At 37.3% G+C, this 23746-nt stretch carries 23 protein-coding genes; 14 read left to right on the forward strand and 9 right to left on the reverse strand.

From position 1 onward, the window contains the following. The first annotated feature begins 181 nt into the window (after positions 1-181). Positions 182-508, forward strand: coding sequence for a DMT family transporter (locus tag BUC06_RS06510; RefSeq protein ID WP_073331400.1), 327 nt, complete (start codon positions 182-184; stop codon positions 506-508). Positions 509-579: 71 nt separating this feature from the next. Here BUC06_RS06510 and BUC06_RS06515 read toward each other — a convergent pair whose 3' ends face one another. The 5 genes from BUC06_RS06515 to gpmI all read right to left on the reverse strand — a co-directional run bounded on the left by BUC06_RS06515 (position 580) and on the right by gpmI (position 5454). Continuing rightward, positions 580-1347, reverse strand: coding sequence for a class I SAM-dependent methyltransferase (locus BUC06_RS06515; RefSeq protein WP_073331403.1), 768 nt, complete (start codon positions 1345-1347; stop codon positions 580-582). Beyond that, positions 1347-2156 (reverse strand): type I methionyl aminopeptidase, encoded by an 810-nt coding sequence (gene map / locus BUC06_RS06520; protein ID WP_073331408.1) that lies wholly within the window; start codon positions 2154-2156, stop codon positions 1347-1349. Before map ends, BUC06_RS06515 begins: the two co-directional genes overlap by 1 nt. A 97-nt stretch (positions 2157-2253) precedes the next feature. Then, positions 2254-2685: a BT0820 family HAD-type phosphatase gene (locus tag BUC06_RS06525; protein WP_073331411.1), complete on the reverse strand. Its 432-nt coding sequence runs from the start codon at positions 2683-2685 to the stop codon at positions 2254-2256. Positions 2686-2781: 96 nt separating this feature from the next. Next, positions 2782-3762 carry an acyl-ACP desaturase gene (locus BUC06_RS06530; protein WP_073331414.1) on the reverse strand — a complete coding sequence of 327 codons (981 nt, stop codon included), beginning with the start codon at positions 3760-3762 and terminating at the stop codon, positions 2782-2784. A 150-nt stretch (positions 3763-3912) separates the two neighbouring features. After that, a complete protein-coding gene (gpmI, locus tag BUC06_RS06535) occupies positions 3913-5454 on the reverse strand; it encodes a 2,3-bisphosphoglycerate-independent phosphoglycerate mutase (protein ID WP_073331418.1) in 1542 nt (513 codons plus the stop codon). 357 nt (positions 5455-5811) lie between these two features. On the opposite strand from gpmI, the gene BUC06_RS06540 reads away from it, so the two are divergent. Further along, positions 5812-6135 carry a translation initiation factor gene (locus BUC06_RS06540; protein WP_073331421.1) on the forward strand — a complete coding sequence of 108 codons (324 nt, stop codon included), beginning with the start codon at positions 5812-5814 and terminating at the stop codon, positions 6133-6135. A 2-nt stretch (positions 6136-6137) separates the two neighbouring features. Here BUC06_RS06540 and BUC06_RS06545 read toward each other — a convergent pair whose 3' ends face one another. The 3 genes from BUC06_RS06545 to BUC06_RS06555 form a co-directional block, all read right to left on the reverse strand. Next, on the reverse strand, positions 6138-7037 hold the full coding sequence (locus BUC06_RS06545; protein WP_073331424.1) for a leucine-rich repeat domain-containing protein: 900 nt from the start codon (positions 7035-7037) through the stop codon (positions 6138-6140). Positions 7038-7092: 55 nt separating this feature from the next. Next, positions 7093-9246 (reverse strand): alkaline phosphatase PhoX, encoded by a 2154-nt coding sequence (locus BUC06_RS06550; RefSeq protein ID WP_073331426.1) that lies wholly within the window; start codon positions 9244-9246, stop codon positions 7093-7095. A gap of 317 nt (positions 9247-9563) precedes the next feature. After that, positions 9564-11393, reverse strand: coding sequence for a cytochrome-c peroxidase (locus BUC06_RS06555; protein ID WP_073331428.1), 1830 nt, complete (start codon positions 11391-11393; stop codon positions 9564-9566). 391 nt (positions 11394-11784) lie between these two features. On the opposite strand from BUC06_RS06555, the gene BUC06_RS06560 reads away from it, so the two are divergent. Together BUC06_RS06560 and BUC06_RS06565 are read left to right on the forward strand one after the other, a co-directional pair. Then, positions 11785-12237: a hypothetical protein gene (locus tag BUC06_RS06560; protein WP_073331430.1), complete on the forward strand. Its 453-nt coding sequence runs from the start codon at positions 11785-11787 to the stop codon at positions 12235-12237. Between the two features lie 19 nt (positions 12238-12256). Next, positions 12257-13111, forward strand: coding sequence for a nucleoside phosphorylase (locus BUC06_RS06565; protein ID WP_073331432.1), 855 nt, complete (start codon positions 12257-12259; stop codon positions 13109-13111). Between the two features lie 101 nt (positions 13112-13212). Here BUC06_RS06565 and BUC06_RS06570 read toward each other — a convergent pair whose 3' ends face one another. Further along, on the reverse strand, positions 13213-13974 hold the full coding sequence (locus tag BUC06_RS06570; protein WP_073331434.1) for a Rossmann-fold NAD(P)-binding domain-containing protein: 762 nt from the start codon (positions 13972-13974) through the stop codon (positions 13213-13215). Between the two features lie 669 nt (positions 13975-14643). Between BUC06_RS06570 and BUC06_RS06575 the strand changes: the two genes are divergently transcribed. The 10 genes from BUC06_RS06575 (at position 14644) to BUC06_RS06620 (ending at position 23600) form a co-directional block, all read left to right on the forward strand. Next, positions 14644-16827: a type VI secretion system Vgr family protein gene (locus tag BUC06_RS06575; protein WP_083564005.1), complete on the forward strand. Its 2184-nt coding sequence runs from the start codon at positions 14644-14646 to the stop codon at positions 16825-16827. Next, positions 16827-17672, forward strand: a complete 846-nt coding sequence (locus BUC06_RS06580) for a hypothetical protein (protein ID WP_073331436.1) — start codon at positions 16827-16829, stop codon at positions 17670-17672. Before BUC06_RS06575 ends, BUC06_RS06580 begins: the two co-directional genes overlap by 1 nt. After that, positions 17653-17925 carry a hypothetical protein gene (locus BUC06_RS06585; protein WP_073331438.1) on the forward strand — a complete coding sequence of 91 codons (273 nt, stop codon included), beginning with the start codon at positions 17653-17655 and terminating at the stop codon, positions 17923-17925. Before BUC06_RS06580 ends, BUC06_RS06585 begins: the two co-directional genes overlap by 20 nt. An 11-nt stretch (positions 17926-17936) precedes the next feature. After that, positions 17937-19478 carry a PAAR-like protein gene (locus BUC06_RS06590; protein WP_073331441.1) on the forward strand — a complete coding sequence of 514 codons (1542 nt, stop codon included), beginning with the start codon at positions 17937-17939 and terminating at the stop codon, positions 19476-19478. A gap of 7 nt (positions 19479-19485) precedes the next feature. After that, on the forward strand, positions 19486-20229 hold the full coding sequence (locus tag BUC06_RS06595) for a hypothetical protein (protein ID WP_139263320.1): 744 nt from the start codon (positions 19486-19488) through the stop codon (positions 20227-20229). A 126-nt stretch (positions 20230-20355) separates the two neighbouring features. Next, on the forward strand, positions 20356-20622 hold the full coding sequence (locus tag BUC06_RS06600) for a hypothetical protein (protein WP_073331446.1): 267 nt from the start codon (positions 20356-20358) through the stop codon (positions 20620-20622). Between the two features lie 3 nt (positions 20623-20625). Then, positions 20626-21273 (forward strand): Imm26 family immunity protein, encoded by a 648-nt coding sequence (locus BUC06_RS06605; protein ID WP_073331448.1) that lies wholly within the window; start codon positions 20626-20628, stop codon positions 21271-21273. A 3-nt stretch (positions 21274-21276) separates the two neighbouring features. Further along, complete coding sequence (locus tag BUC06_RS06610; protein ID WP_073331449.1) at positions 21277-21684, forward strand: hypothetical protein; 408 nt, start codon at positions 21277-21279, stop codon at positions 21682-21684. A gap of 737 nt (positions 21685-22421) precedes the next feature. Next, positions 22422-23123, forward strand: a complete 702-nt coding sequence (locus BUC06_RS06615; protein WP_073331451.1) for a PoNe immunity protein domain-containing protein — start codon at positions 22422-22424, stop codon at positions 23121-23123. Between the two features lie 6 nt (positions 23124-23129). Continuing rightward, on the forward strand, positions 23130-23600 hold the full coding sequence (locus BUC06_RS06620) for a DUF6630 family protein (RefSeq protein WP_073331454.1): 471 nt from the start codon (positions 23130-23132) through the stop codon (positions 23598-23600). The last annotated feature ends 146 nt before the right edge of the window (positions 23601-23746 follow it).

A 23746-nucleotide genomic window follows, 5' to 3' on the forward strand; every position in this document is an offset into this window, starting at 1 on the left:
TCATTCACTTTAATAGTTTCTTTAAATAAATAATGTTTGACTGTCATTGAACTTGTGGTTCCCTGTAATTTATCTTTCCAATCTTTAAATTTCCCAACCTTATAAATATTCATTTTTTAACAAATGTAAAATCGTTTCTCCTTTCAAATCCTGAAATTTGCAGAAGAGAAAATTATTAAAAATGAATTGGATTATTTTAATCATCGCCGGATTATTTGAGGTGGCTTTTGCCTCGTGTTTAGGAAAAGCCAAAGAAACGTCCGGTTCTGAGATGTATTACTGGTATGCCGGCTTTCTGGTGACCATGACGATCAGTATGCTGCTGCTGATCAAAGCTACGCAAACCCTACCTATCGGAACGGCTTATGCAGTATGGACAGGAATAGGAGCTGTAGGAACTGCTCTGATGGGAATGTTCTTTTTTAAAGATCCTGTAAGCTTCTGGAGAATATTTTTCATCTCCACTTTGATTGGTTCAGTAGTTGGGCTGAAATCTGTTTCTCACTAAAATCAACAACAATTTCTATCTATAGTAAAACAAACCCGTCTTCGAATCTGAAGACGGGTTTGATGTTGCTTTTATTTTTTGAAAACTACAGGCAGGATCTCATTTTGTCTCAAACCGTATTTTCTGATTTCTTCTTCTGAAAAATTCTGGGAATAGAAGTTAGGTTCTGTTTCAAAACCGGCTTTCCTTAGTCGGTCAAAATAATCCAGTCCGTACCAGCGAACGTGGTCATACTGGCCGAAGTGTTTCTGGCGTTCTTTTGGATCTTTGATGGAAAAATCTTCATACGTTTTCTCCAGAGCATTTCTCATCGGAACCTGAAAAATCCCCCAGCCTCCGGGTCTCATGACTCTGTAAAGTTCGCTTATGGCTTTTGCATCATCTTCTATATGTTCCAGAACATGGTTACAAAAAACAATATCAAAACTTTCATCCGCAAAAGGTAAATCCAGAATATCCGCTTTCACATCCACGATGGGAGAAAAAAGATCTGCGGAAATATAATCCAGATTTTTCATCATTTTAAACTTTCTCAGAAATTCCTGTTCAGGAGCGATATGAAGAACTTTAGCATTTTTAATGAAAAAATCGGTTTCATTTTGAAGATACAACCACATCTGGCGGTGTCTCTCCAAGCTCAATGTTCCCGGAGAAAGAGCATTTTCACGCTGCTTTCCATACCCGTAAGGAAGAAATTTCCGGTAGGATTTTCCGTCGATAGGGTCATAAAACTGGTCTCCCTTGAATAACTGGTAAATCAGTGGTCTCGCCCAGATACTCATTTTAATAAGCATCGGACGTGGTAATGTATTGAGTAAAAGTTTAGCTACTTTTTTCATTAAAAATCCAATTGGAATGGCTTCTCTTCATCGCTTACAATGCCTAAAGCTTCGTAAACGTATTTGAAGGTGGAAAGCAATACCGGTTTACCATTAATAACGGCTACATCATGCTCAAAGTGAGCAGAAGGCAGATTATCAAGGGTGGTAACTGTCCAGCCGTCATTATGGAATTTTACTTTTTCAGTCCCCATATTAACCATTGGTTCAATAGCGATCGCCAGACCGTCTTTGATCACCTTTCCGCTTCCCTGTTTTCCGTAATTCGGAACCTGCGGATCTTCATGCATCTTTCTTCCAAGACCGTGTCCCACAAGCTCTTTTACTACGCCGTATCCTTCTTTTTCACAATGGGTCTGGATGGCATGAGAAATATCCCCTATCCTTTTTCCTCTTATACACTGTGCAATTCCCTTGTAAAGTGATTCTTTGGTAACCTGCAACAGTTTTTTAACCTCAGGTTTTACTTCACCGATCTCAAATGTATAGGCATGATCTCCTACAAAACCGTTCAGAATAACGCCACAGTCTACCGACAGAACGTCTCCTTCCTGTATAATATCATTATTGGGAAAACCGTGAACTACCTGATCATTTGGAGAAATACATAAAGAATTCGGAAAACCGCCATATCCTAAGAAAGCTGGTTCAGCCCCGTGATCTTTAATAAAATCATGGGCCAGTTGATCAAGATATAAAGTATTAATTCCCGGTTTTATTTCTTTAGCAAGCATTCCCAGTGTTTTAGACACCAGATGTGCACTCTCCTTCATGAGGCGGAGTTCCTCTATTGTTTTTAATTGAATCATTGTATTAATTTACCAATGTATTAATGTACCAGTGTAACAATTTCACTAACGGTTTATTGCTACATTGTTATACTATTAAATTGTTGTATTATATATTTTACCAGAAAAGTCCTTTTTTCTTTTCTTTTTTAAGTTTTGAGTAGGCAAGAACTTCTTTTCCTTCTACACGGAATTCTATTCTGTCCTGGATAATATTGTAAATTTCGCCCCATCCAGGAAATCCCCCTAAATTTCTGTCATCGATGAACCAGTCTGCATCCAGTTTTCTGGATTGATTTTCAGAATCGAAAACTTCACCTTCAAAGCTGGAATTGATGGCGTAAAATTCAATGCCGTTTTTCTTGCAGAATTCCACTGCTTCATCTAAAGTCTTTCCATGTCTGTAAGTCCATAGGATCAACCTGTACCCTTCTGCCTGAAGTCTTCTTAATGTTTCGAAAGCAAAAATTTTCGCTTTTCCAATTGCAGGATAGGCATCATCAACGATCGTTCCGTCGAAATCCACAGCAATTTTTTTATTATTTAACATTGTGTACCATTTTTTAGCTTTGCAAAGATAAGAAATAAAAAGAGTGCCTAAAACGATGGCACTCTTAAGTTTTTATAATTTAATGATAATCTGTTATTAACTCTTCACCCATTTAAACTCGAACTGAAGATCCGGTGTAGAAATCCGGTCTGTAATTTTCTGAAGTCTCGAAGGAAGTTTCATTAAATATTCCTGCGCTTTTTCAGCTTTCTCAGTAAGTCCTTTTACATGTTCAATCTTCCATTCATCCAACAGGTCTGATAAAATATTGATATAATCATTTCCTGTATACACCATACATCTCTGGGCTGCATCTGAGAAATGTCCCCAAAGTTCACCTGCCTTCTGACCAGACTGTCTCATCATGTGAGCAGGCATTACGATCTTCTTACGCATCATATCCTCAAAAGCAAGGATCATTTCTGATGGATCTATTTCTAAAATTTTAGCAACGAAATGCTTATAAGCTTTGGCATGTCTGGCTTCGTCTGCGGCAATAACCCCACACATTTTAGCCAGTTTTCCGTTTCCGGACTGTTTTGCCAATGTTCCTACTCTACGGTGAGAAATGTTGGTAGCCGTTTCCTGAAAACTTGTATAAATAAAGTTTCTGTAAGGATCCATACTTGTACCCAGATCAAAACCGTCATTAATTAAATATTGAGTGGTAACTTCCAGCTCTCTCATGTTCACTCTTCCACACAAATAAAGATATTTGCTTAAAAGATCTCCATGTCTGTTTTCTTCACCGGTCCATGCTCTTATCCAGTTGGCCCAGCCCACTTCATTCTTCTCCTGATCAATTCCGTCTACTCCCATCAACCATGACTCATATGAAGGCAGAGCTTCTTCTGTGATACAGTCTCCGATCAGCGTTACAAAAAGGTCATAAGGCATTTCACGGGCAAAAGTCTGAATTTCTTCAAGATCATATTTAAAATCAGAGCTTGATGGATCCGGAAGATAATCAGAAGGCTGCCAAATCTTTTCAATTGGCGTTAAAAATTTATCCAGAAAAGAACCTACCTCCTTTTCCAATATTCCCATTACTTCTTTTCTAACAAGCTTTTGATACATTTTCTTATATGGATTTAATTTACAAAGATATGATTTATTTATTATTTGTCGCATAATAACATATGCAACCCATACCATGACTGACATAAATCATACAAAAATGCCGCCATCTATACTATAACGGCATTTTTATGACATTATTATTGAATTTTAGCTAACTAAAATATCTCCTGTCATTATTTCCGGAATTTCCACTCCCATTACTTTTAAAATAGTTGGGGCTACATCTCCCAGTTTTCCAGGTTTCAGATTCCATGTATGGTCCTTATCCATTACAATAAATGGCACAAGGTTCGTAGAATGCTGTGTATTTGGGGTACCATCCGGATTGATCATGACATCTGAGTTTCCATGGTCTGCCAGAATGAATACGGCATATCCGTTCTCATAAGCGGCAGTGGCAACTTTTTCAATGCACTGATCTACTGTTTCAGCGGCTTTTACAGCGGCTTCAAAAACGCCGGTATGGCCTACCATATCTGTATTGGCAAAGTTCAGACAGACAAAATCAGCCGTTCCGTTTTCCAATTCCGGTACGATGACATTCGTGATGTCATAGGCAGACATTTCGGGCTTAAGATCATAAGTAGGAACATCTTTCGGACTTGGACAAAGAAGTCTTCGTTCACCATTGAACTCCTCTTCTCTACCTCCGGAAAAGAAGAAAGTGACGTGAGGGTATTTTTCTGTTTCAGCAATTCTTATCTGCGTCTTACCATTTCTTTCAAGAATTTCTCCCATGGTTTCCTTCAGTACTTCTTCATCAAATACAACCTGTACATTCTGATAGGTCTTATCATAATTGGTTAACGTGATGTAGTGAAGGTTAAGTTTACGCATAAAGAACTCAGGAAAATCTTTCTGGGTAAGAACTTCTGTGATCTCACGTCCTCTGTCGGTACGGAAGTTGAAACAAATGACCACATCACCGTCTATAATTTTGGCTACCGGTACTACATTTCCTGTTTCAGTGGTCTTCACCAGAATAACGGGCTTTAAGAACTCATCGGTTACGTTATTATCATAAGAAGATTTAATAGCAGCCAGAGCATCTGTTGTTTGCAGTCCTACTCCTTCTACCATAGCATCGTATGCCAGTTTTACACGCTCCCATCTTTTGTCACGGTCCATTGCATAATATCTTCCAATTACCGTTGCAAGCTTACCTACTGTAGTTTCCATGTGACCCTGAAGCTCCTCTATAAATCCAAGTCCTGAATGCGGATCACAGTCTCTTCCGTCTGTAAAGGCATGAACAAAAACATTTTCATGAAGTCCGAACTCCTGAGCGGCAGTTAATAAACCTTTTAAATGATTGATATGTGAGTGTACTCCTCCATTGGAAACCAATCCGATGAAGTGTAGTTTTTTATTTTCTCTTTTAGCATAATCGAAGGCATCCTGGATGATCTGCTGCTGTCCCAAAGTTCCGTTCTCAACGGCCATATTCAGTTTCACAAGATTCTGATAGACCACTCTTCCAGCGCCTAAATTCATGTGCCCAACTTCAGAATTCCCCATTTGTCCTACAGGAAGTCCTACAGCCAGACCACTGGCTTCAAGTGTTGTATGTGGAAATTTTTGATAACAGCTGTCTATAAATGGAGTGTTTGCTTTTTCCAGGGCAGATACCTCTGGATTTGTTCCCAGTCCCCATCCGTCAAGGATTGCTAATATTGCTTTTTTTGACATTTCTATAACTTTTTGTTACACAAATTTACCTAATTTCCGATGAATAGAAGAATTTGAAAGGTTTATTTTAAAAACATTCTGGTAAAAATAGTACATATTATTAGTATAGAATCTACGAATGATTTGCTTTTCTGTTCTCGCGCGGATTTCGCTGATGGGGCAGATTTTTAAATTTTATTCGGTTCGAATGATTCTGGTTATTGGTGGAAATTATTTGTACGCTGTAACTAAGTTTTGTTTTTTTTGCCACAGATTGCAGAGATTTTCACGGATGATTTAGATTGTTGATGTGAATGATTGGTGCTATTTGTGAAAAATTATTTGTGATATTTGTGTTTAAACATTTAATTTTGCTTTATGGATTTACGAGATCAGTTAAAGAACCTTTTTCCTGAACATGAGGAAAAGGATTTTGAAATGCCTAAGGAAGAATTTAAGCAGCAGGAACCGTTGGTGTGCAAATTTGAAAAGAAGGGCAGAAACGGAAAGCCTGTAACGATTGTGGAAGGCTGGGAAGGAAGTGAAGATGATTTAAAGAAAATTTCAAAAAAAATAAAAACCACCTTAGGAATAGGCGGTTCAGAGAAAGATGGAACGATCATTATTCAGGGCGATAATCGTGATAAAATAATGAATATCCTTAAAGAAATGGGATATAAAACCAAAAGAGTCGGCGGATAAATCTAGAAATAGATCTGGGTGTCCGGCATCAGGTTTTTTAATCGTTCAATCTTAGTTTTTTCAATTGGATTTCCTGTAAGAATAAGGGTTTTCAGGTTTTTAAGCTGTGCTATTTCTGCAGGAAGATCTTTTAGGTCATTGTTCGCAAGATTCATACTGACGATATTTTTGAGCCCTTTTATTCCGGACGATATTTCTGTAATGTGATTGTCGCTTGCGTTTAAAAATTCAAGATTTTTAGCTTTAAACAAGTTTTCAGGAAGTTTTACAATAGTATTCTGCTGCAATTCCAGATATTTCAATTGTTTAGGGAAAGATAGATTTCCCAGATCACTGATCTGATTTTCAGATAAATTGAGGAATTTTAAATTTTTGATTCTGTCTAACCGGTCCGCAATGATGCTGATCTGGTTTCCCTGAAGGTTAATTTCTTCCAAAGCAGGAATTTCCATTAATGCTTCCGGAAACACATTCAGGTTGTTGGCATCCAAATGAACTGCTTTTAAATGTTGAAGCAGAGCAACATTCGGATTGATGCTCGTGAGTCCGTTAAGGTTTATTGAAAATGTGTGCAGCTTTTTCAGATTTCCTATTTCATCAGGAATGTATTTTATACTGTTTTCATTAACATTTAAAATCTCCAGTTCAGTAAGGGTAAAAATCTCCTGGTCCATTTTTTCAAGTTTATTTCCCATAATGTTCAGAAAAAACAGAGCATTCAGTTTCGAGATTTGTGGTGGCAGATTAAAAAGCCCTTTTTCCCTGAAACTCATGCTGTAAACAGTCTTCTTACTGCTCAATGCTTCGTCTATATTGGTAAACGTAGGATATTTTACGGGATCGATCTGTGCTTTCGCGTGACAGATCGACAAAATAGAAATCAATAGGACAAGTTTTTTCATAGTGATAAATTTCGGGCGGCGGCAAAGCCGCCGCCCGAAATTGGATATTAATAATTTACTTTTTTAATAATTTCACAGTCTTCTGGAAACCACCTTCTGCTTCGATATTCAGAACCAGAATACGCGATGTTTCCAGCTGGTGAGTGAAATCAAGATCCAATGACCTGTTCACACCGCTGAATCTTTTCGTATAAACAATCTTTCCATCCATGCTGTAGGCGGTTACTGAAATATCTTTCAATCCTTTTGGCGAATTGATTTTAACCATTCCTGAAGTAGGATTCGGAGCGACCTCAACGGTATTTTCTGCATTGTGACTGTCAACAGTTCCCAAGGCTCCGGCTGTTCCTAAGTTTTGCTTTAAAGCAATAACAATCGTAGCTGATTTTCCTCTGTAGTCGATTGTGTTTCCTGTAGCATCAATATCCGTGGAAATCGTAGAATCAGGATGCTGAATAGAGAAGAAACCAAATTTATGATCCGGGGTAAATGTCAGTCCCGTAGGTTCTGATCCTGCCGGCATAGAAGCGAAAAGTCTCACTTTAGGATTAGCCTGCGTATGATCCGGAGCAATTACCCAGATGTAATTTTTTCCACCATCCTGAAGAACCCAAAGGTTTCCAAGTTCATCAAACGTAAGGTTGTCATTTCCATCACCCCAAGCTTCAGTTTTCATTCCCTGTGGGGTATTGAAAGAATAAGAAGTAGAAGCCCCTCCTACAAAAGTTTCTACCTGAGAAGCTGTTGTTCCGTTATCCTGAAGACGGTATACTTTGTCTAATCCTTTTGCGGTAAAGTAGATCTTTCCGTCCAAAGGACTGATGTCTACGTCTTCTACTCCATTAAATCTTGTTCCTCCTAATGACTGGGCAAGAGCGGTTGTATTATTCTGGTCTGCCTTTACTTTGTTCGGAACCTGAATCCAGGTTGCGGTGGTTCCTACAGGATCCCCGGAAGTACTTAATCCCTGATCAAGTTTTAGCACATAAAGATTTCCTGAAGCCAAGTTGTTCGGTGTATCCATTACATATTTATATACCATGTGAGTTCCACCATCTTCTCCGTAATAGGCTGTGGTTCCTGCATTATTTACCACCACATTTTCGTGATTCATGATTCCCATCTGCCAAAGCTTTCCTTTGGATCCGTCTGTATTTTTGGAAACGACCTGCGCAGTCGCTGGATCAATCTCTACCAGCCATCCGTAATCTTTATAACCATCACTGTTGACATCATTGGAGGTAACAGATTCTTCCGCTGTCACAACAGTTCCCCAAGGCGTAACTCCACCCGAACAGTTTCTGATCGTTTGAACCAAACTTGGATCTGAGAAACTTACTGCTCTCGATCTTGTCAGCTGCCATAGTTTTGTAGAAGAATTGTAAGTAACCTCAGCCATTGTAACACCTCCGGGATTGGTTTCATGGTTTACCGAAAGATATCCGTTGGTACTGCTACCTGTTTTGGGAACATAGGCTGTAAAATCATTCTGACCTCCTACCATTCCACCTCCTTCGGTGTAGTTGTCGCCTTCTTTTAAAATAAGCTGATATTTATGCTCTGCCGGAATGATCAGTTTATTGGTTTGGGCAGTAGGAACAATGGAAGTAAAACAACTGATGTGTGTTCCTGTACATGCTGCAGGAGGCGTAACAGTAGTTGTTGTCTTTAAATAAGCATCGATTCTGAGGTCTGAGCTGGTTCCGGTTCTGTTGTGAAGTTCTACAGAAATCCTGTTCGTTCCGTTTACAAATTGAGACTTGGGAATAGAGAAAATATTATAAACACTTTCCGCAGCACCATCAATCGTTGTACTGGAAGGTGTATTGAAAGCAATAGTTCCCGCAGGCATATTATCTCTCACCACCTCAATTCCGTTAAGGTAAACAACAATTCCGTCATCTCTCATCACTCCCAGTTCCATATTATCTGAAAGGGTTGATAAGTCTACCGTAAAATCTTTAGCAAAATATGCTGCGGTAAGACCTGAGCTGATGGTAGTGGTGACAGGGTCTCCATATCCCAGAGGCCCGTTTCCAACTGCCCATGTTGAAATATCAAATGTCTGACCTTTCCATGGATCTGCCAGGGCCTGATTGTTGTCTTTATATCTCCACGACGAGTTTTTGTTGAATAAAAAGGTCTGCGCTTTCACACTAAACCCAGCGGCCATTGCCAGCGCCGCAATTGTAAGTAATTTTTTCTTCATTTTTTATTGATTTATTAGACCCTGCAAAACTATTTTTTTGACGCTGAACCTCTGTTAATAGGACTTTAAATATAGATCCGGGAATATTAATTAATCTGAAACCTAATGTTAAGGGAATTAAATAATTGTTAAATAATGAATGATACCATCAATGATAGATAGATAGATAGATAGATAGATAGATAGATAGATAGATAGATAGATAGATAGATAGATAGATCGTACTATACGATTCACCATTTCAGCAAAACATTGCCTTGAACCTGTCATCTTAAAAACTATTTTTACATTCAAAAATTCGAAACCCTTAACGCTTCTTACTTCGCTTTGCTAATGTCCGTCAGTGAATTCAGGAATGCGATAACCTGTTTGATCTCCGTTTTTGTCAATTCCAGTTTATCCGGTGGCAAGGTTTGGTTTTTCACCTTTAGCCCCAGACCTTCTCCTCCACCTTCATTGTAAAAATCCATTACTTCTTCCAGCGTGTTGAAAGCTCCGTTATGGAAATAAGGCTTTGTAAGGGCAATATTTCTTACCGTAACCGTTTTGAAGGAGTAATCATAGATCCATGATTTTTCTTTTTTCACAGGACTGTTGGCTCTTCCCAGATCGGAATCTAACTCCACAGGAAGCTGGCTGACAGGTTTCTTCGTTATTCCTAAAACTTCAGATTCATTTTCATTAAAAAACGGAGGTACCAAACCTGAGAAATGAGGGGCAAAATGGCATGTGGCACAGTTGGCTTTGCCCATAAATAAATTATAGCCTTTCTTAACATCATCTGAAACATCTTTCTCATTTCTCATAAAACGGTCAAAATCACTATCAAAAGAATACAGGGAAGCTACATAAGAGCTAAGGGCTTTGGAAAAATTTTCTTTGTTTATTTTGCCATCTCCAAAAGCTGTACGAAAGGCTTTTTTATACTCAGGTTTTGTTTTTAATTTTTTGATGATGTCTTCATAGCTGGTATTGAACTCATCATTATTGTAGATCACATGTTCAGCCTGCTGTTCCAGGTAAAAAGCACGAAGGTCATAGAAAAATCTTTTGGCAAAGACTGCATTATAAAGAGAGGGTGAATTCCTTAGTACTGTTTTTCCCTCCACATTGCTCGGCGATTTTGCTTTAAGATCCGTAAAAGCATTTTCCTGAAGATGGCAGGCTGCACAACTCACTTTACCGTTTTGACTTAAATTCTGATCATAGAAAATAGATTTTCCGAGATTCCGGAGATCTTCATTATCTTCCGGAGATTTGAGCAGAGTATAAAAATAAGGATCTAGAAAATCACTGCTGAATAGATTCTTACTCTTTATATTCCAGCCGGAAAACTCTTTAAGATCATCTTCTCTTCCGTCCCACTTTCCGAATTCTTCATACAAAGGCTGAATATATTTTTTATAAAATTCAATTCTGTCAAAAGTTGCAAAATCTTTATTGGTTGCAAGATAACTGATCCCTTCAGTAAGAATCTGATTGGCTTTCTGCACATTATAGTTTTTAAAATAGGAATCGCTATTGAGGTATTTTTTAATTCCTGTAAACGCATGTCCGGCTTCCTCAGAACTATTCAGGGAACCGGGTGTGTCAAAACCTGTTACTCCAAGAGTGTAGATTCTTATTAACTCGACTCTTAGAGGCAGTGTCTTGTTATTTCCGCGGCTTAAACCATTCTTTACAGCACTCAGGTAAAAACTTGAATAAGAATTGTACAGAAAGTCTGTAATAGTCTTGATCTTTTCTTTTTCGTCTCCGGCCTCATCTGAAAATATCAGTTCATCTAAAACCTGAAGTCCCTCCGGTGGCAAAGTGTAAGAGGACGTTCCTGCTGCTTCTATATGAAAAAGCGGAGCCGCATTAAGATGGGTTTTTGTAAATTCCGGATAATGGTAAGCAATATAGAATTCGACTTCTTTAAATGAATTTCTCGTAGTGCTTAGGGAATTTCTGAGTTCTTCAACAGTAATCTTATCTTCTGAGAATTGATAGACGTCTGATTTCAGCTGTTCAAGCCTGTTTTTAAAATCGGACAACCCTTTATTGACAAAAGTATTTTCATTTTCTCCTCCTTTATCAATGGGGTTAAAAGACATGACAGCAAAACCTATCAACACAATCACAGCTAGCAACGGATACAATCTCATGAATTTTTAGCGGCAAAAGTAGCGTTCCCATGTTATGTTAAGTTTAAGGCCAGATTAAAAAATGTTTATATTTTACAGTAAAATAGAGGCTGGAACTTATTTTAGACGGGAATTTATTGAAGTCAACGTAAAATTTGATAAAACGAGCACTGAAAGAAGAAAAAATTCCGTGACCCGCTCTGCTTTTGGCTTCCATCATTTTCAACGACGATCTTCATGCTGTCATCCATAACAATTAGAAATATTTTTATTAATTTTAAACCCCGAAATCAAATTCATTATACCTAAAGAGGACTGACTTCTTCATGCCGGTTAAAAAAATGATGACGAAAGATATTGGGAGAGGATTTTTTTTAACATCAATTTCAGCAGATTAAAACAAAATATTAATATGAAAACAAAAGTATTATTTGCTTTTGCGGCAGGTTTTCTTTCCATCTGTGCCTATTCGCAGAAAAAAGAAATGGCTGTATATGCAGAAAAGAAAGGTAATGATTATTACCTGATACGGCTTGAACAGGATCAACCAATCCCCAACGTTTACGTCTATTCCAACGGAGTGACAAAACCCTATAAAAAATATACAGATCTGAAAGACGTTGTAATGGACTTTCCGGGTATGATGGATTCCAACAATTCCACGAAAGAAGAAATGGTTTCTGTCCTTAAAAAAGGAGACAAGTTTTACGAAATCACCACCCAGAGGAAAGATCCTAAAAATTTCGAAAAGACGATGATTACGGTCTATGAAATATTTCAGGGACAAAAAAGAATTGTAGAGGAATATGACACCATCTATGAATTGGCCGGGTCACCTTATAAAGACGCTATTTTCATTAATTAAACAAAAAAAAATATAAGTTATGCTAAATAAACTTGCTGCCTCAGAACTGGTTCTGAATGATGACGGAAGTGTATACCATTTAAATCTTCTGCCTGAAGATATTGCTGATAAGATCATCCTTGTGGGAGATCCGGACAGAGTGGCAAAAGTTTCAAAATATTTTGATAAAGTAGACATCAAAAAAAATAAAAGAGAATTCTATACCCACACCGGAACATTGCGTGGAGAAAGAATTACCGTAATGTCTACAGGTATCGGAACCGAAAACATCGACATTGTCATGAACGAGCTTGATGCTTTGGTCAATATCGATCTTAAAAATAAAGAATTTAAAACAGAACATAAGGCACTTGAATTGTTCCGTATGGGAACCTGTGGAAGTGTTAACCCTGACGTTCAGGTTGATAATATGCTGGTCACCCAGAATGTTGTGGGTCTTGACGGACTGATGCATTTCTATCAGGACTATAGCTTTGAAAACGAATTTTCAAAAAACTTCATGGAGAAATTCCCTTACGCAAAGATCAAGCCGATGCTTTACTTCTCAGACTGGGCAGAAGAAATGGGAGAATACTATAAAGATGCCAAATACCACGGAAATACAGCTACTTTCCCGGGATTCTATGCTCCTCAGGGAAGAGAACTTCGTTTAAAAGCATTTGATGATAAGTTTCTGGAAACATTGAATGATCTTGGGGTAACTAATTTTGAGATGGAAACCTCAGCGATCTACGCACTTTCAAAACTGTTGGGACATAAAGCTATTACGGTAAACAACGTTATTGCGAACAGAAGACGAGGAGAATTCTCCGCAGACCATCATGCTTCCGAGAAAAACCTGATCGATTGGGTATTGGACAGAATCATTAAATAAAAATTTAACCCCAACCTTACAGCTTTTAAAAATTTATAAGGTTGGGGTTTAAAAAAAGAGACGATAGATGATTCCTGAAAATTGATTCACCCCATCGATTTTCATGAATGAAATTCCCGCGGATCCGGATGTTTAAATACAAAATTTAATTCTGAAATTAATTTTGTGGGCAGTATTATTTTGCCCTCACCTACTGATTCATCAGGAGACGGCAGATTTTTCTGAGCGTTGATCACCTGGGCTTTCGACGGATGCTGTGGAGCAGTCACATTATAGAGTTTCCCTTCTGATCCTGTTTCGATCATTTTTTCAATGACGCCCGAAATATCTTCATAATGAATATGATTTACCGGAGCCTGCAGATTTGAAATGCTGTAATTTTTAAGAAGCCTGTTATCTCCCATCAGCCCGGACAACCTCAAAATATTAACCTGCGGATATCTGTTTCTGATCATTCTCTCCCCCGGAACCTCATCAGAAGAAAGACTTTCTTCACTGTATTCTCCGGCCATATCCGGATAAACACCTGTAGAGCTCATCACAAATATTTGTCCATCAAAATCACCGATAAACGAAAATAAATGCTGTACTCTATTGTACAATGAACTTGCGCAGCAGTTTTTTCCTGAAAGTGGAATGGTAATGATCAGAACATCTATATCCTTAATCTCTTTCCATTGCGCGATTTTTTCTTCTAACTGAAAATCAGGAAAACTTGCCAGGGAGGCATTGAATCCTTTTGCAGAAAGATCCTCCACTTTATCTTTTGTAGTTGCAGTAGTATATATTTGATATTGTCCCGACATCGAAGCGGCGATCCTGGATCCCAGCCAGCCGAAACCTATAATTCCAATTCTCTTCATAAATTTCAATTGTATGTTCTAATTTTCCTTCTACTATTGATCTTGAGAACCAAAGTAAATTGTTAACAAAATTAAATGAATTTACAGGGGTCACAATAATTTTATTTTTCTGACCTTCATTTTTATTAAATTAAGATCAAGAATTGGAAGATACAGGAATAAAAATCTGGCTAATATTTCTTATGACAATAACCTTTCTCCCGAATCAGCTTCCTCATTTTAATCTTTCAGCCCGATTAAAGTTTAAACTATCATACACTTTCTATACACGAAGATGAATGAATACATTATTTTCTGTCTCATTTTAAACCTAACAATTGTTAGTAGTAGAAGTACGACAAAAAGTAAAATAGTCTTTCAATTTTTTCTGATTAGGATCACAGCTTCTTATATTTGTTTCACATCGATGTGATTTTAACACCAATATTACCAACTGTATGTCAGGATGTTAAATTCACAAAAACAAAATGTTAATTATATCTTAAAATATATACAGAAAGGGATTTACCGATAAATAATGCAAAAAAAAGAAGGTTAAATTACTTACAAAAGAGATTCAATACTGACTTCAAACAGAAAGTATTTCCATCTGAAGTGAGTGATAAAAAAAGGATACAGACCGGTTAATAAGGCGAATGTTTACCTACACTAATCAGAAAAAAATATGTTATGTTTCAGGACAATCAATCATCCAAAAACCAGATTTCAAAATCTAAAAAAAATCTGGAAAGTATAGACCCTACAGACCTGGCCAGGGAAACTGTAAAAAAGGCTGATACAATAAAAAAAACAGCACAGACCGTCGGACAGACAGCTTCCTATGCTGACAATTTCATGAATAAAGTTGCCCAGAATAATACAGCACTGGTTTCAGAAAATAGAATCTGGACGGAACAACCTACCTCCAAAATCCACAATGCAAGCTCTATTCCCACAAGCGAACTTTTAGGCATCAATCGTGTTGTCAAGCTGGAAATCATTATTGAAGGCAAAATCATCAAGCATTTCAAGCATTTTAAACTGACTCAGAGTGCTGTTAAGCATCATGAATTCAATTTAACGCTTGCCCATGATACTCTGGGAGACGCAGAAAATCACAATCTTGAGCAGGCCCAGAATTTTCTAGGGAAGAGATTGACTGTAGTCTTTAAATATAAAGATGTAGAAGAAAGTCCGGAAAGAAACTTTGTAGGGGTCATTACAGAAGTAGGATTCAGTCAGGACAAAGGCAGTCTTGGAAATATTGTCCTTACGGGAAACAGCCCTACTTTGCTCCTGGATGCAGCACCGCATATCCAGAGTTTTGGAGGCAAACAGGAGATCAGCCTGAACAGTATTGCAGACTGGGTCATCAAAGAAGGCCTTGGTTCCAATAAATTCGATTTCAGAGTAGATTCCCAGCATGGCAATGTTTCCTACAGCTCGCAGTATGAAGAAACCCATTACAACTATCTCGCAAGAATTGCAGAAGCCTATGGCGAACAGTTTTATTATGATGGCGAAGTTCTTCATTTCGGAAAATTGCCACCACAGGAAAAACCTGTACAGCTGGTGTATGGAAGCAGCGTTCATGATATTAAAATTAAAATGAAAGCGCAGCATGTCAATCCAAGCTTTTACGGCTACAACAGCAGTAAAAATGAAAAACTCACGACAGGAAGTTCAAAAATAAACCATTCATCAGATATTGCGAAAAGGGCTTATGAAATATCCCAAAAGACATTTACCACACCTTCTTTAAGGATTGCCCCAATCAAGGCATCCACCTTTATGGATATCGATGCCTCACAGAAAGGGACAGCAGGAAGTAAGGCGGTGAATGTATTTATCACTTCGGGAACAACCAGCGTTCCATTCTTATACCCGGGATGTACCGCAGATGTAGAAATGCGAAAGTCTGAAACCAATCAGACGGCTTATTTCACCAAGCTTATGATTACGGAGGTGAGTCACGAGGTGGATGGAAGAGGCTATTATACCGGGAACTTTGAAGCCATCGCCGCAGATACAGGATTTATGCCCCGTCCTGAATTTGAAATGCCAAAAGCAGATCCTCAGTTTGCTAAAGTTATTTCAAATACCGATCCTTTAAATCAGGGGCGTGTACAGGTTCAGTTTGACTGGCAAAACGGACCGGATACTACAGAATTTATCCGGGTCATGACTCCTGATGCAGGCGGAAGCGATAAAGTAAGTAAAAACCGTGGTTTTATGGCTATTCCTGAAATTGGAGATCAGGTAGTTGTCAATTTTGTACACCAGCATCCGGACCGGCCCTTTGTAATGGGAGGAATGTTTCATGGTGGAGTTGGCGGTGGCGGCGGACAAAACAATAACGTTAAAAGTTTAAGCAGCCGAAGCGGTAATAAACTGGAATTAGATGACGGTGCAGGATCTGTATTCCTGACCGATCAGGGAGGAGCGAATATGAAGTTTGACGGAGCAGGAAATGCAACAACCAACGCCAATAATAATAAAACAGTCACAGTAGGAAATAATAACACGGTCAATGTGGGCAGCGTAAGTGCCATTAACGTAGGCGGAAAAGAAGGTGGAGGGGCTAATTCTATGCTTAAAATGGACAGTTCCGGAAACATCACGCTGGAATGTGACACTACCATCACCATTAAAACAGGGAGCAGTTCCATCACCATGACCACAGGAGGAGATATTACAATAGAAGGACTGAATGTGAAAGTTGTTGGTAAAACGACAACCGAACTTGGAAAAGCCGCTGCCAATCCCGGAATTAAGATCGATAGTGATATTAATATCAATGCAGCAAAAATTAATACTTCATCTTCAGGACCTACCAATATCAAAGGGGCAGATGTAGAAATCAATAAAGGATAATGATGCAGACTACTAAAGAAAACAGAGGAGAACATCGAAAATATACTTTTCTCAGAGAAGAAAGGTATCAGTTTCAGGGGCTCAGAAATGAGAACTTTATTGAAGCTGAACTCAAGGTCACCCTAACTTCTCTAGATTATGAAAAGCCTGTTTTTACAGTTGAAATGCCATTTTATAAACAATCCAATAAAGAGGGAATGTACAAATGGATCGGAGACCTGCATCAGCTTAGAGAAAAGATTGTCTGCACTCTGGATGAAAACGGACAGCTTGGAACGATTATCAACCTGGATGATATCCGGAACCAATGGAAAGAATTAAAGCCCAAAATAATTCTAAGACACAGGAATGAACACTATCGTGAGATTTTTATTAAGGGTGTAGAAGAACTTTTGGAAGATGGTGAACGCCTTGCGCAAGCCTTACGCTTTGCAATGCCTTACCAGCTGCTTTTCCCCGGCATTCATTTCAGGGAGTTTAAAAAGAATGAGATCACTAAAGGATATCGTGAACTTCCCAACTTTATTGCCGCTAAAAGTGTTCCTATTACTACAGAAGAGAGAATTTCAAAATTGGAAGACGGAAGATACCAGATCGATGTGAAAGGAAGTATTGATGAAAACAATTTTGCACAGGATAAAGTAACGGCGATGATCCGTATTTTAAAGAATCGTCCCCGGGTTCCAACTCTCCTGCAGCTTAATTACATAGAACGTTATCTTCTGGAAGAATGGCCCTGGTCTGAACAAAGCATGTGTATGAGCCTGGCGCAGATTCCCGGCACATTGTATCGTGAGGAAAAAAACATCTTAAAAGCGATAGCTCATGACCATTCCCTTGCTTGATATTGTATTCCAGAACGACCGGTATTACCTTCTTTTTGATGACGAGAGGATTCTGGAGACTTCGGTTTCCAAAGAATGGTACCTGTATGCGGACGGAAACTACGTATGCTCTATCGATAATTGTAAAGTTTCGGAACTATTGAAAGTTCCGGGTAAGATTTTTCTGGAAACCCGGGAAAACCTTAATCAACTGGAAAATAGTTTCAGAAGATTGAAAAATGTAATGCTAAGCTCAGATAAAATTAACCTCTAAACCATCGCATTATGGCAAAAAAATACGTACCCGAAGGTGCCTTTTTAGCTTGCGACAAAGGAACAAGCCCCTCTACCTTGAGGGTAAGCAACAATAAAAACACGACCATATACAGTGTTCCTATGGCATCGGAACTGGATTTTCTTCCCTTTTTCAATATTAAACCGATGGGACTTTGCACCAATCCTTTGAAATGGGCAACAGGCGCTTCCTGCCTACCAACCATTGTTACCGGATGGCAGGAACCAAAAGATGGAGTAAAGATCAATGGCAGCCGCATGCTGTTGGAAGATTCTTTTTGTAATTGTATATTTGGTGGAAAGATCAATATCTTCTTTGACAGAGCTGCTGCTGTATCCTATGGCGTTGGAGAAGGAAAAATGCCTTCCGACTATATCAAGGAAGGATTTGACTGGATTGCCGAGCAAAACAAAAAAAACCGTGACATGCGTGATCAGATGCTTCCGGACTGGATGAAACCGGTAACAGGTGTAGGAGATTGGTTCAATGACCTGGGGGCTGGGCTGGTAGAAGGAGCTGTAAACGGTGTCGTGGGGCTAGGCGAAACACTTTATCAGGTGGGTCAGGACCCCGTGGGTACTGCTGAAGCATTGGGTGGAATGGTAAGTGATGGATGGAATGCAGCTACCGAAGGTGTTGGAAATGCCTGGGACTGGGCCAGCAAGGGAGACAACTGGAGCAATGCGGCAGAAGGAGCCTGGAACTGGGCCAGTGACGGACAAAACTGGGCAGATGCCGGAAGCGCCGCCTGGGAAGGAACCAAAGATGCTGCAAGCTGGGTTGCTGAAAACCCCAGAACCATAGGTACTACTGTTGGGGAATTTATTCCTGATGCCGCTGCTGCTGTTTATACCGGGGGAACCTCATTGGCTGCTACAGCCGGAAAGACCGTTTTAAAAGAAGGAGCTGAGGCAGTGGTAGAAAAAACAGTTAAAGAAACTGTAGGGGAAGCTGTAGAACAAGGTGTGAAAAAAGGTGCAGATGATGTGGCAGAAGCAGGAGCCAAAAGAGGGATTGCAGAGACCATGGAACAGCTCGCCAAAAAAGAGGGGGGAAATATTGCTAAGGTTACAGATGGAAGTATAGATGAAATAGCTGAACAAGTAGTAAAAAAACCTACATATAGAATTGGAGAAAGTGATGGTGGTCCTGGAACGTGGGAAAATAGACACTCCCCCCAAAAGGGAGCAGACTATCAGAAAAAAACTACTGGAGCACCAGATAATACAGAATATGTAGTCAAAACCGACAAAATGAAAAGTGGAGAGAAAAAATTTGACGGATATGATCCTGAAACAAATACTCTTCAAGATTCTAAAGATTGGGATAAATGGCCACCTAAAGGAGATAGCGACTGGGCCAGAAGGAGAAGACAGCAAATGTTAGATTCTGCCAGAAAAGATGCTGAAATTGCTCAAGAAGCAGGCTCAAAACTTGAATGGCATGTTCCTACCCAAGCAAAAGCAGATGAACTAGCAGACTTATTTGACGATGCTAATATAGATATTGATGTTATTGTTGTACCAAAATAAATTAAATATGGAAAAAATCAAAGTAATTACCCGTTTGACCAATAGAGAAATGTCTGCTCATGACTTTATCAATTATTGCAAAAACATTGTTGTCAACCTAAAAAACATATTCAGTGATCTGAAAATGGTTTCAATATGGGATGACAGCACCAATTCCAAATTTTATTTTGAAAATAACCTCGCTAACTTCAGTGTCCAAAATCTTGATAAAATATTAATATATAACCCGGAAGAGGACGTTTTTCAGAATGATAATGAACAGGATGAAAATTTATATGAAAATTCAAAAAGTTGGATAGGATTTAACACGCTACTCTACCTGAGTAAAGATAAAAGTGAAGCAAGTGATCTTTCTATCAACATCACTCAAGGAGCATCTGAAAAAAATAAAACGGCATTAATTAATATTGAATTTTCTGATGAATTTCTTAAAACGCTCACAAAAGATTTTTCTATAAAACTAATAGAATCTTTAGAAAAGTCTGGAGATTTAGTCTACGCGGTCGTTATTTCAAACGAGTTCAGAAGAAAAGTTAAGACAAGCGGACAAAATTTATGGATTGGTTACCTGACCTATTTTCAAGATAAAAATATAAAAATTCATCTTCCTGATAGCGTCAATAGTATTAATTATGATAAAGGAATATTAATAGATTTAGGGGAGAAAATTGAAATCTCAGACGAGGCCGTAAACAAAGCGGTGACCATAAGAAATATCCTGGGAGATGAAGCACTCAACTACTCTTCTTAAAAAATTTTAAATAGGTAAGATTAAAAGCAGGTCCCATCTTTGACAAGATAGGACCTTAATTTTTATACATTCATTGTTTTCACCTGTCAACTGTAGATAGCACAACATACATTATTAATAAAATCTGTGGGACAAACGGAGAAAACTGATGTTAGAGATAGATTTGATGAACATTTAAAATCTGAAAATACCAAAAAAATAGATAGAGCAGAGTGGAACAAACATTATGATATTCGGGAAGTCCATTCCGGAAATTGGGATCCCTATGAAGCTTCTGTTTGGGAACAGCATTATATGGAGAAAAACGGTGGTAAACCTAACTTAGAAAATGGGCGAAATGAGATTACAAAAGCCAAATTTGATAAATATAAAAATTTACATAATCCTTGTTAAACAATGAAAAAAGACATTAAAGTAGGCGATATTTTCGCTATTAAAATTGAAAATTCAACCGAGTATTATTTTGGAAGAGTATTATTTGACGTAAAAAACCAGTATAATGGAAGTGGACAAATGCATAATTATTTAGATTGGCACAAGGAAAGTGTATTGATAGAAACATACAAATATATTTCTAGTGAATTAGTTATCAATAATTATGAAACCGCAATACGTTCAACCTTTATTTCAAAAAGAGATTTGTTAAAACAAGATATACAAATTATTGATAATATTTTGGTTAACCCTGAAAAAGTCTCTTTTCCGGAGACTTTAAAAAACTTTGAAAGTACTTGTTTTTTCACAGTTGGGGAATTAGCTATTAAAACCAACTTATCTACAGAATATGCTTACGATAAAATTAAAATTTTTCCAACTTTGGGGAAAATTTACTATTTAGAAATAGCAACCTTAGACATTTCTAACAGAAAAGATTTAATATCAGATAAAGATGATATAATGGATAATTATTTCAAATTCTCAGATATTAGAAGTTTACCGCTGTTACAGAAAGAAATTTATCAGACAATTGATGAAAATCCAGATGTATCTTATTATGAATTAGCATTAAAGTATGGCTTTGATTTAAAACGTTTTTATAAGTAATTTATGGAATATCAAAACAAAATTTCACAAAATATACTTTGGAATTTTGGTAAGCAAAAATTCTTAACAATTGAAAATTTCAGATTAGCTTTAAAAAATTACAATGAGGAAATAAGAGGAGAATTTTTTTCTGAAGATTTAGATTTACCAATTCTTAAAGCCAATAAAGTTGCGATACAATACGAATATTGGGACCAAAGTATTGAAGATATCGTAGAACCTGATTTTCTTTTAAATGCAGATAACGGACAATTTTTCACAACTGCTGAACTCTTGTTTAAAATTCATAATCAGGTCCATGAAAAATTGAAAGATGACGACCATCAATTTTTTGAAGGATTAGAGTTATGGACGGGAGAAAACCCCAATTATCCTGACACTCCGTTATATTTTTTACAGCAAGGGAGCTAGTATGAGATTATACTCAAACCAAAATAACGTCTTAACTGGTAATTTAAAACTGGGATCCATTATTCAGTAGGATGATTAATGCTTTGGGTGCTTTCATTAAGGGTTTTATTGGAAATATCAAAAGATGCAGTGTTTAAGAACGGTTTAAATAACATTTAGAATGAAGAAAGAGATACAAAGCCTGAGAGGCTGTAAGTAGATATTGGAAACATTATGAAACACCTGTCCGGGAACAATATTATTGATAAAATAGAAATTAAATATTGAAGGTGTAGGAAAAGGTGTTGTAAGCTACAATGGAGAATATTTTACGGATAATAATGAAACAAAAAACATATCCGTAAGAAATATTTCCAGAGAGATTCGAAATTGGATTAGAGAATTACATGATATTACAACAGAAGGAGATAGTAATAAATAGAATAAAGCCATTTTTAATTTAAATGCTCAAGGCAAATTCAATATGGAATTTATCTGGGATCAGGAGCATCATGATGAAGTAGTAAAATTATCAAAAGAAAAAAGGTTTCAAATTGAAACCCTTTTAAGTTTAGCAAATAATTACTGGAAGCCTAAACAAAAAAGGTAGTAAAAACCTCACTGCAAATTATACTTCTTTAAAAAATTTAAACATTATGACATTTGGGAAATCCATTCCGGAAATTGGGATCCCTATGAAGCTTCTGTTTGGGAACAGCATTATATGGAGAAAAATGGCCATAAACCAATAAAAAAATATGAGAACTAGATTTAAGAGCACTGAGTATTTTGAAAACTATATCACATTAAATAATGAAGATATTGAATTTTATGAAGATGGATTAAAATCCGGAGCCACTAAAGCAGATAGAGTCCTCGCTGTAGACAGACAAATCTTTACGACAAGTATTCATACTATCATTGCAAAATATTCTGCCGGAGCTCCTATTCAGGAAATGCAGAATGACTTCTTAAAAGTTATTGATAATTTAAAAACCGGGTGGCAGAGTGATACTCCTACTATTCAGTTTGATGATTATATATTAATGCTTTGGATGCTTTCATTAGGTATTTTACTGGACATTTCGGAAGATGACTACAAAAAAATAATAATGGTTCTGGATAATAGTAATCACAGAGATTATATATATGATATAATGATTTCGTCCAAAATATCCGACAGAAATATAGATTCAAATATGTATTATCCTGACGAATTTGGTTTTTTAAAAAATCTTTATAAAGAAAAAAATATTGCCATATTAAAAGATTATTTAGATGATAGCTGGTACAAAAAAATGAAATCTACCTATTGGTATGATAATGATAAAAACAAAAACGATGTTTTCTTTGGATACTGGAGCTTTGAAAGTGGAGCTTTTGTGAAAATCTTAGGATTGGATGATTCATCTTTGAAAGAACAGCACTATTACCCGTACGATCTGGTTCATTGGAAATGATAATATATGGAAAAATATGTAGAAATTATTAAACTCCTTGTTTCAAACAGAGACGAAATGAATTCTATTATTGATGGGCTTATTGAAATTAAAAGTAACCCTTCATTGTATGAAGATACTTTCTTCAGAATGCCGGATGATAGTCAAGATATAACGTGGCTGGCAATGGTAGATATACTTATTGAAAGCGGATATGCATTTGAGATCGATTGGAAAGAGGATTACAGCACAGCTAAAAACCAGACAGAAATACTATTAAAAAATAAAAGTGTATCCATAGACATTGAAAAAGATCAGGATCTCTACCATTTGGAAGCCGGATCCTTTTTCCCCCTTCTTAATGAAAAAATAGAAAAATCCGGTTATCAGCTTTTAAACTTAGATATTGACAGCGACAGTTATGTTAGCATATTAGTCAATAATGAAAATATCAATAAACTTTTATCTTTAGATGACCGAATAAAGGAATATCGATGAGATTTACCATACTATTTACATCAAAAGGTTTCAGATTGAGACCTTTTAATTTTGACATACACAGACAATCATCCTGAAGGCTCAACACTGGAATGACCTATGTCTATACCCAAGCAAAAGCAGATGAACTAGCAGATTTATTTGAT

This window comes from Chryseobacterium carnipullorum, assembly GCF_900142785.1.
GTDB classification, from domain to species: domain Bacteria; phylum Bacteroidota; class Bacteroidia; order Flavobacteriales; family Weeksellaceae; genus Chryseobacterium; species Chryseobacterium carnipullorum.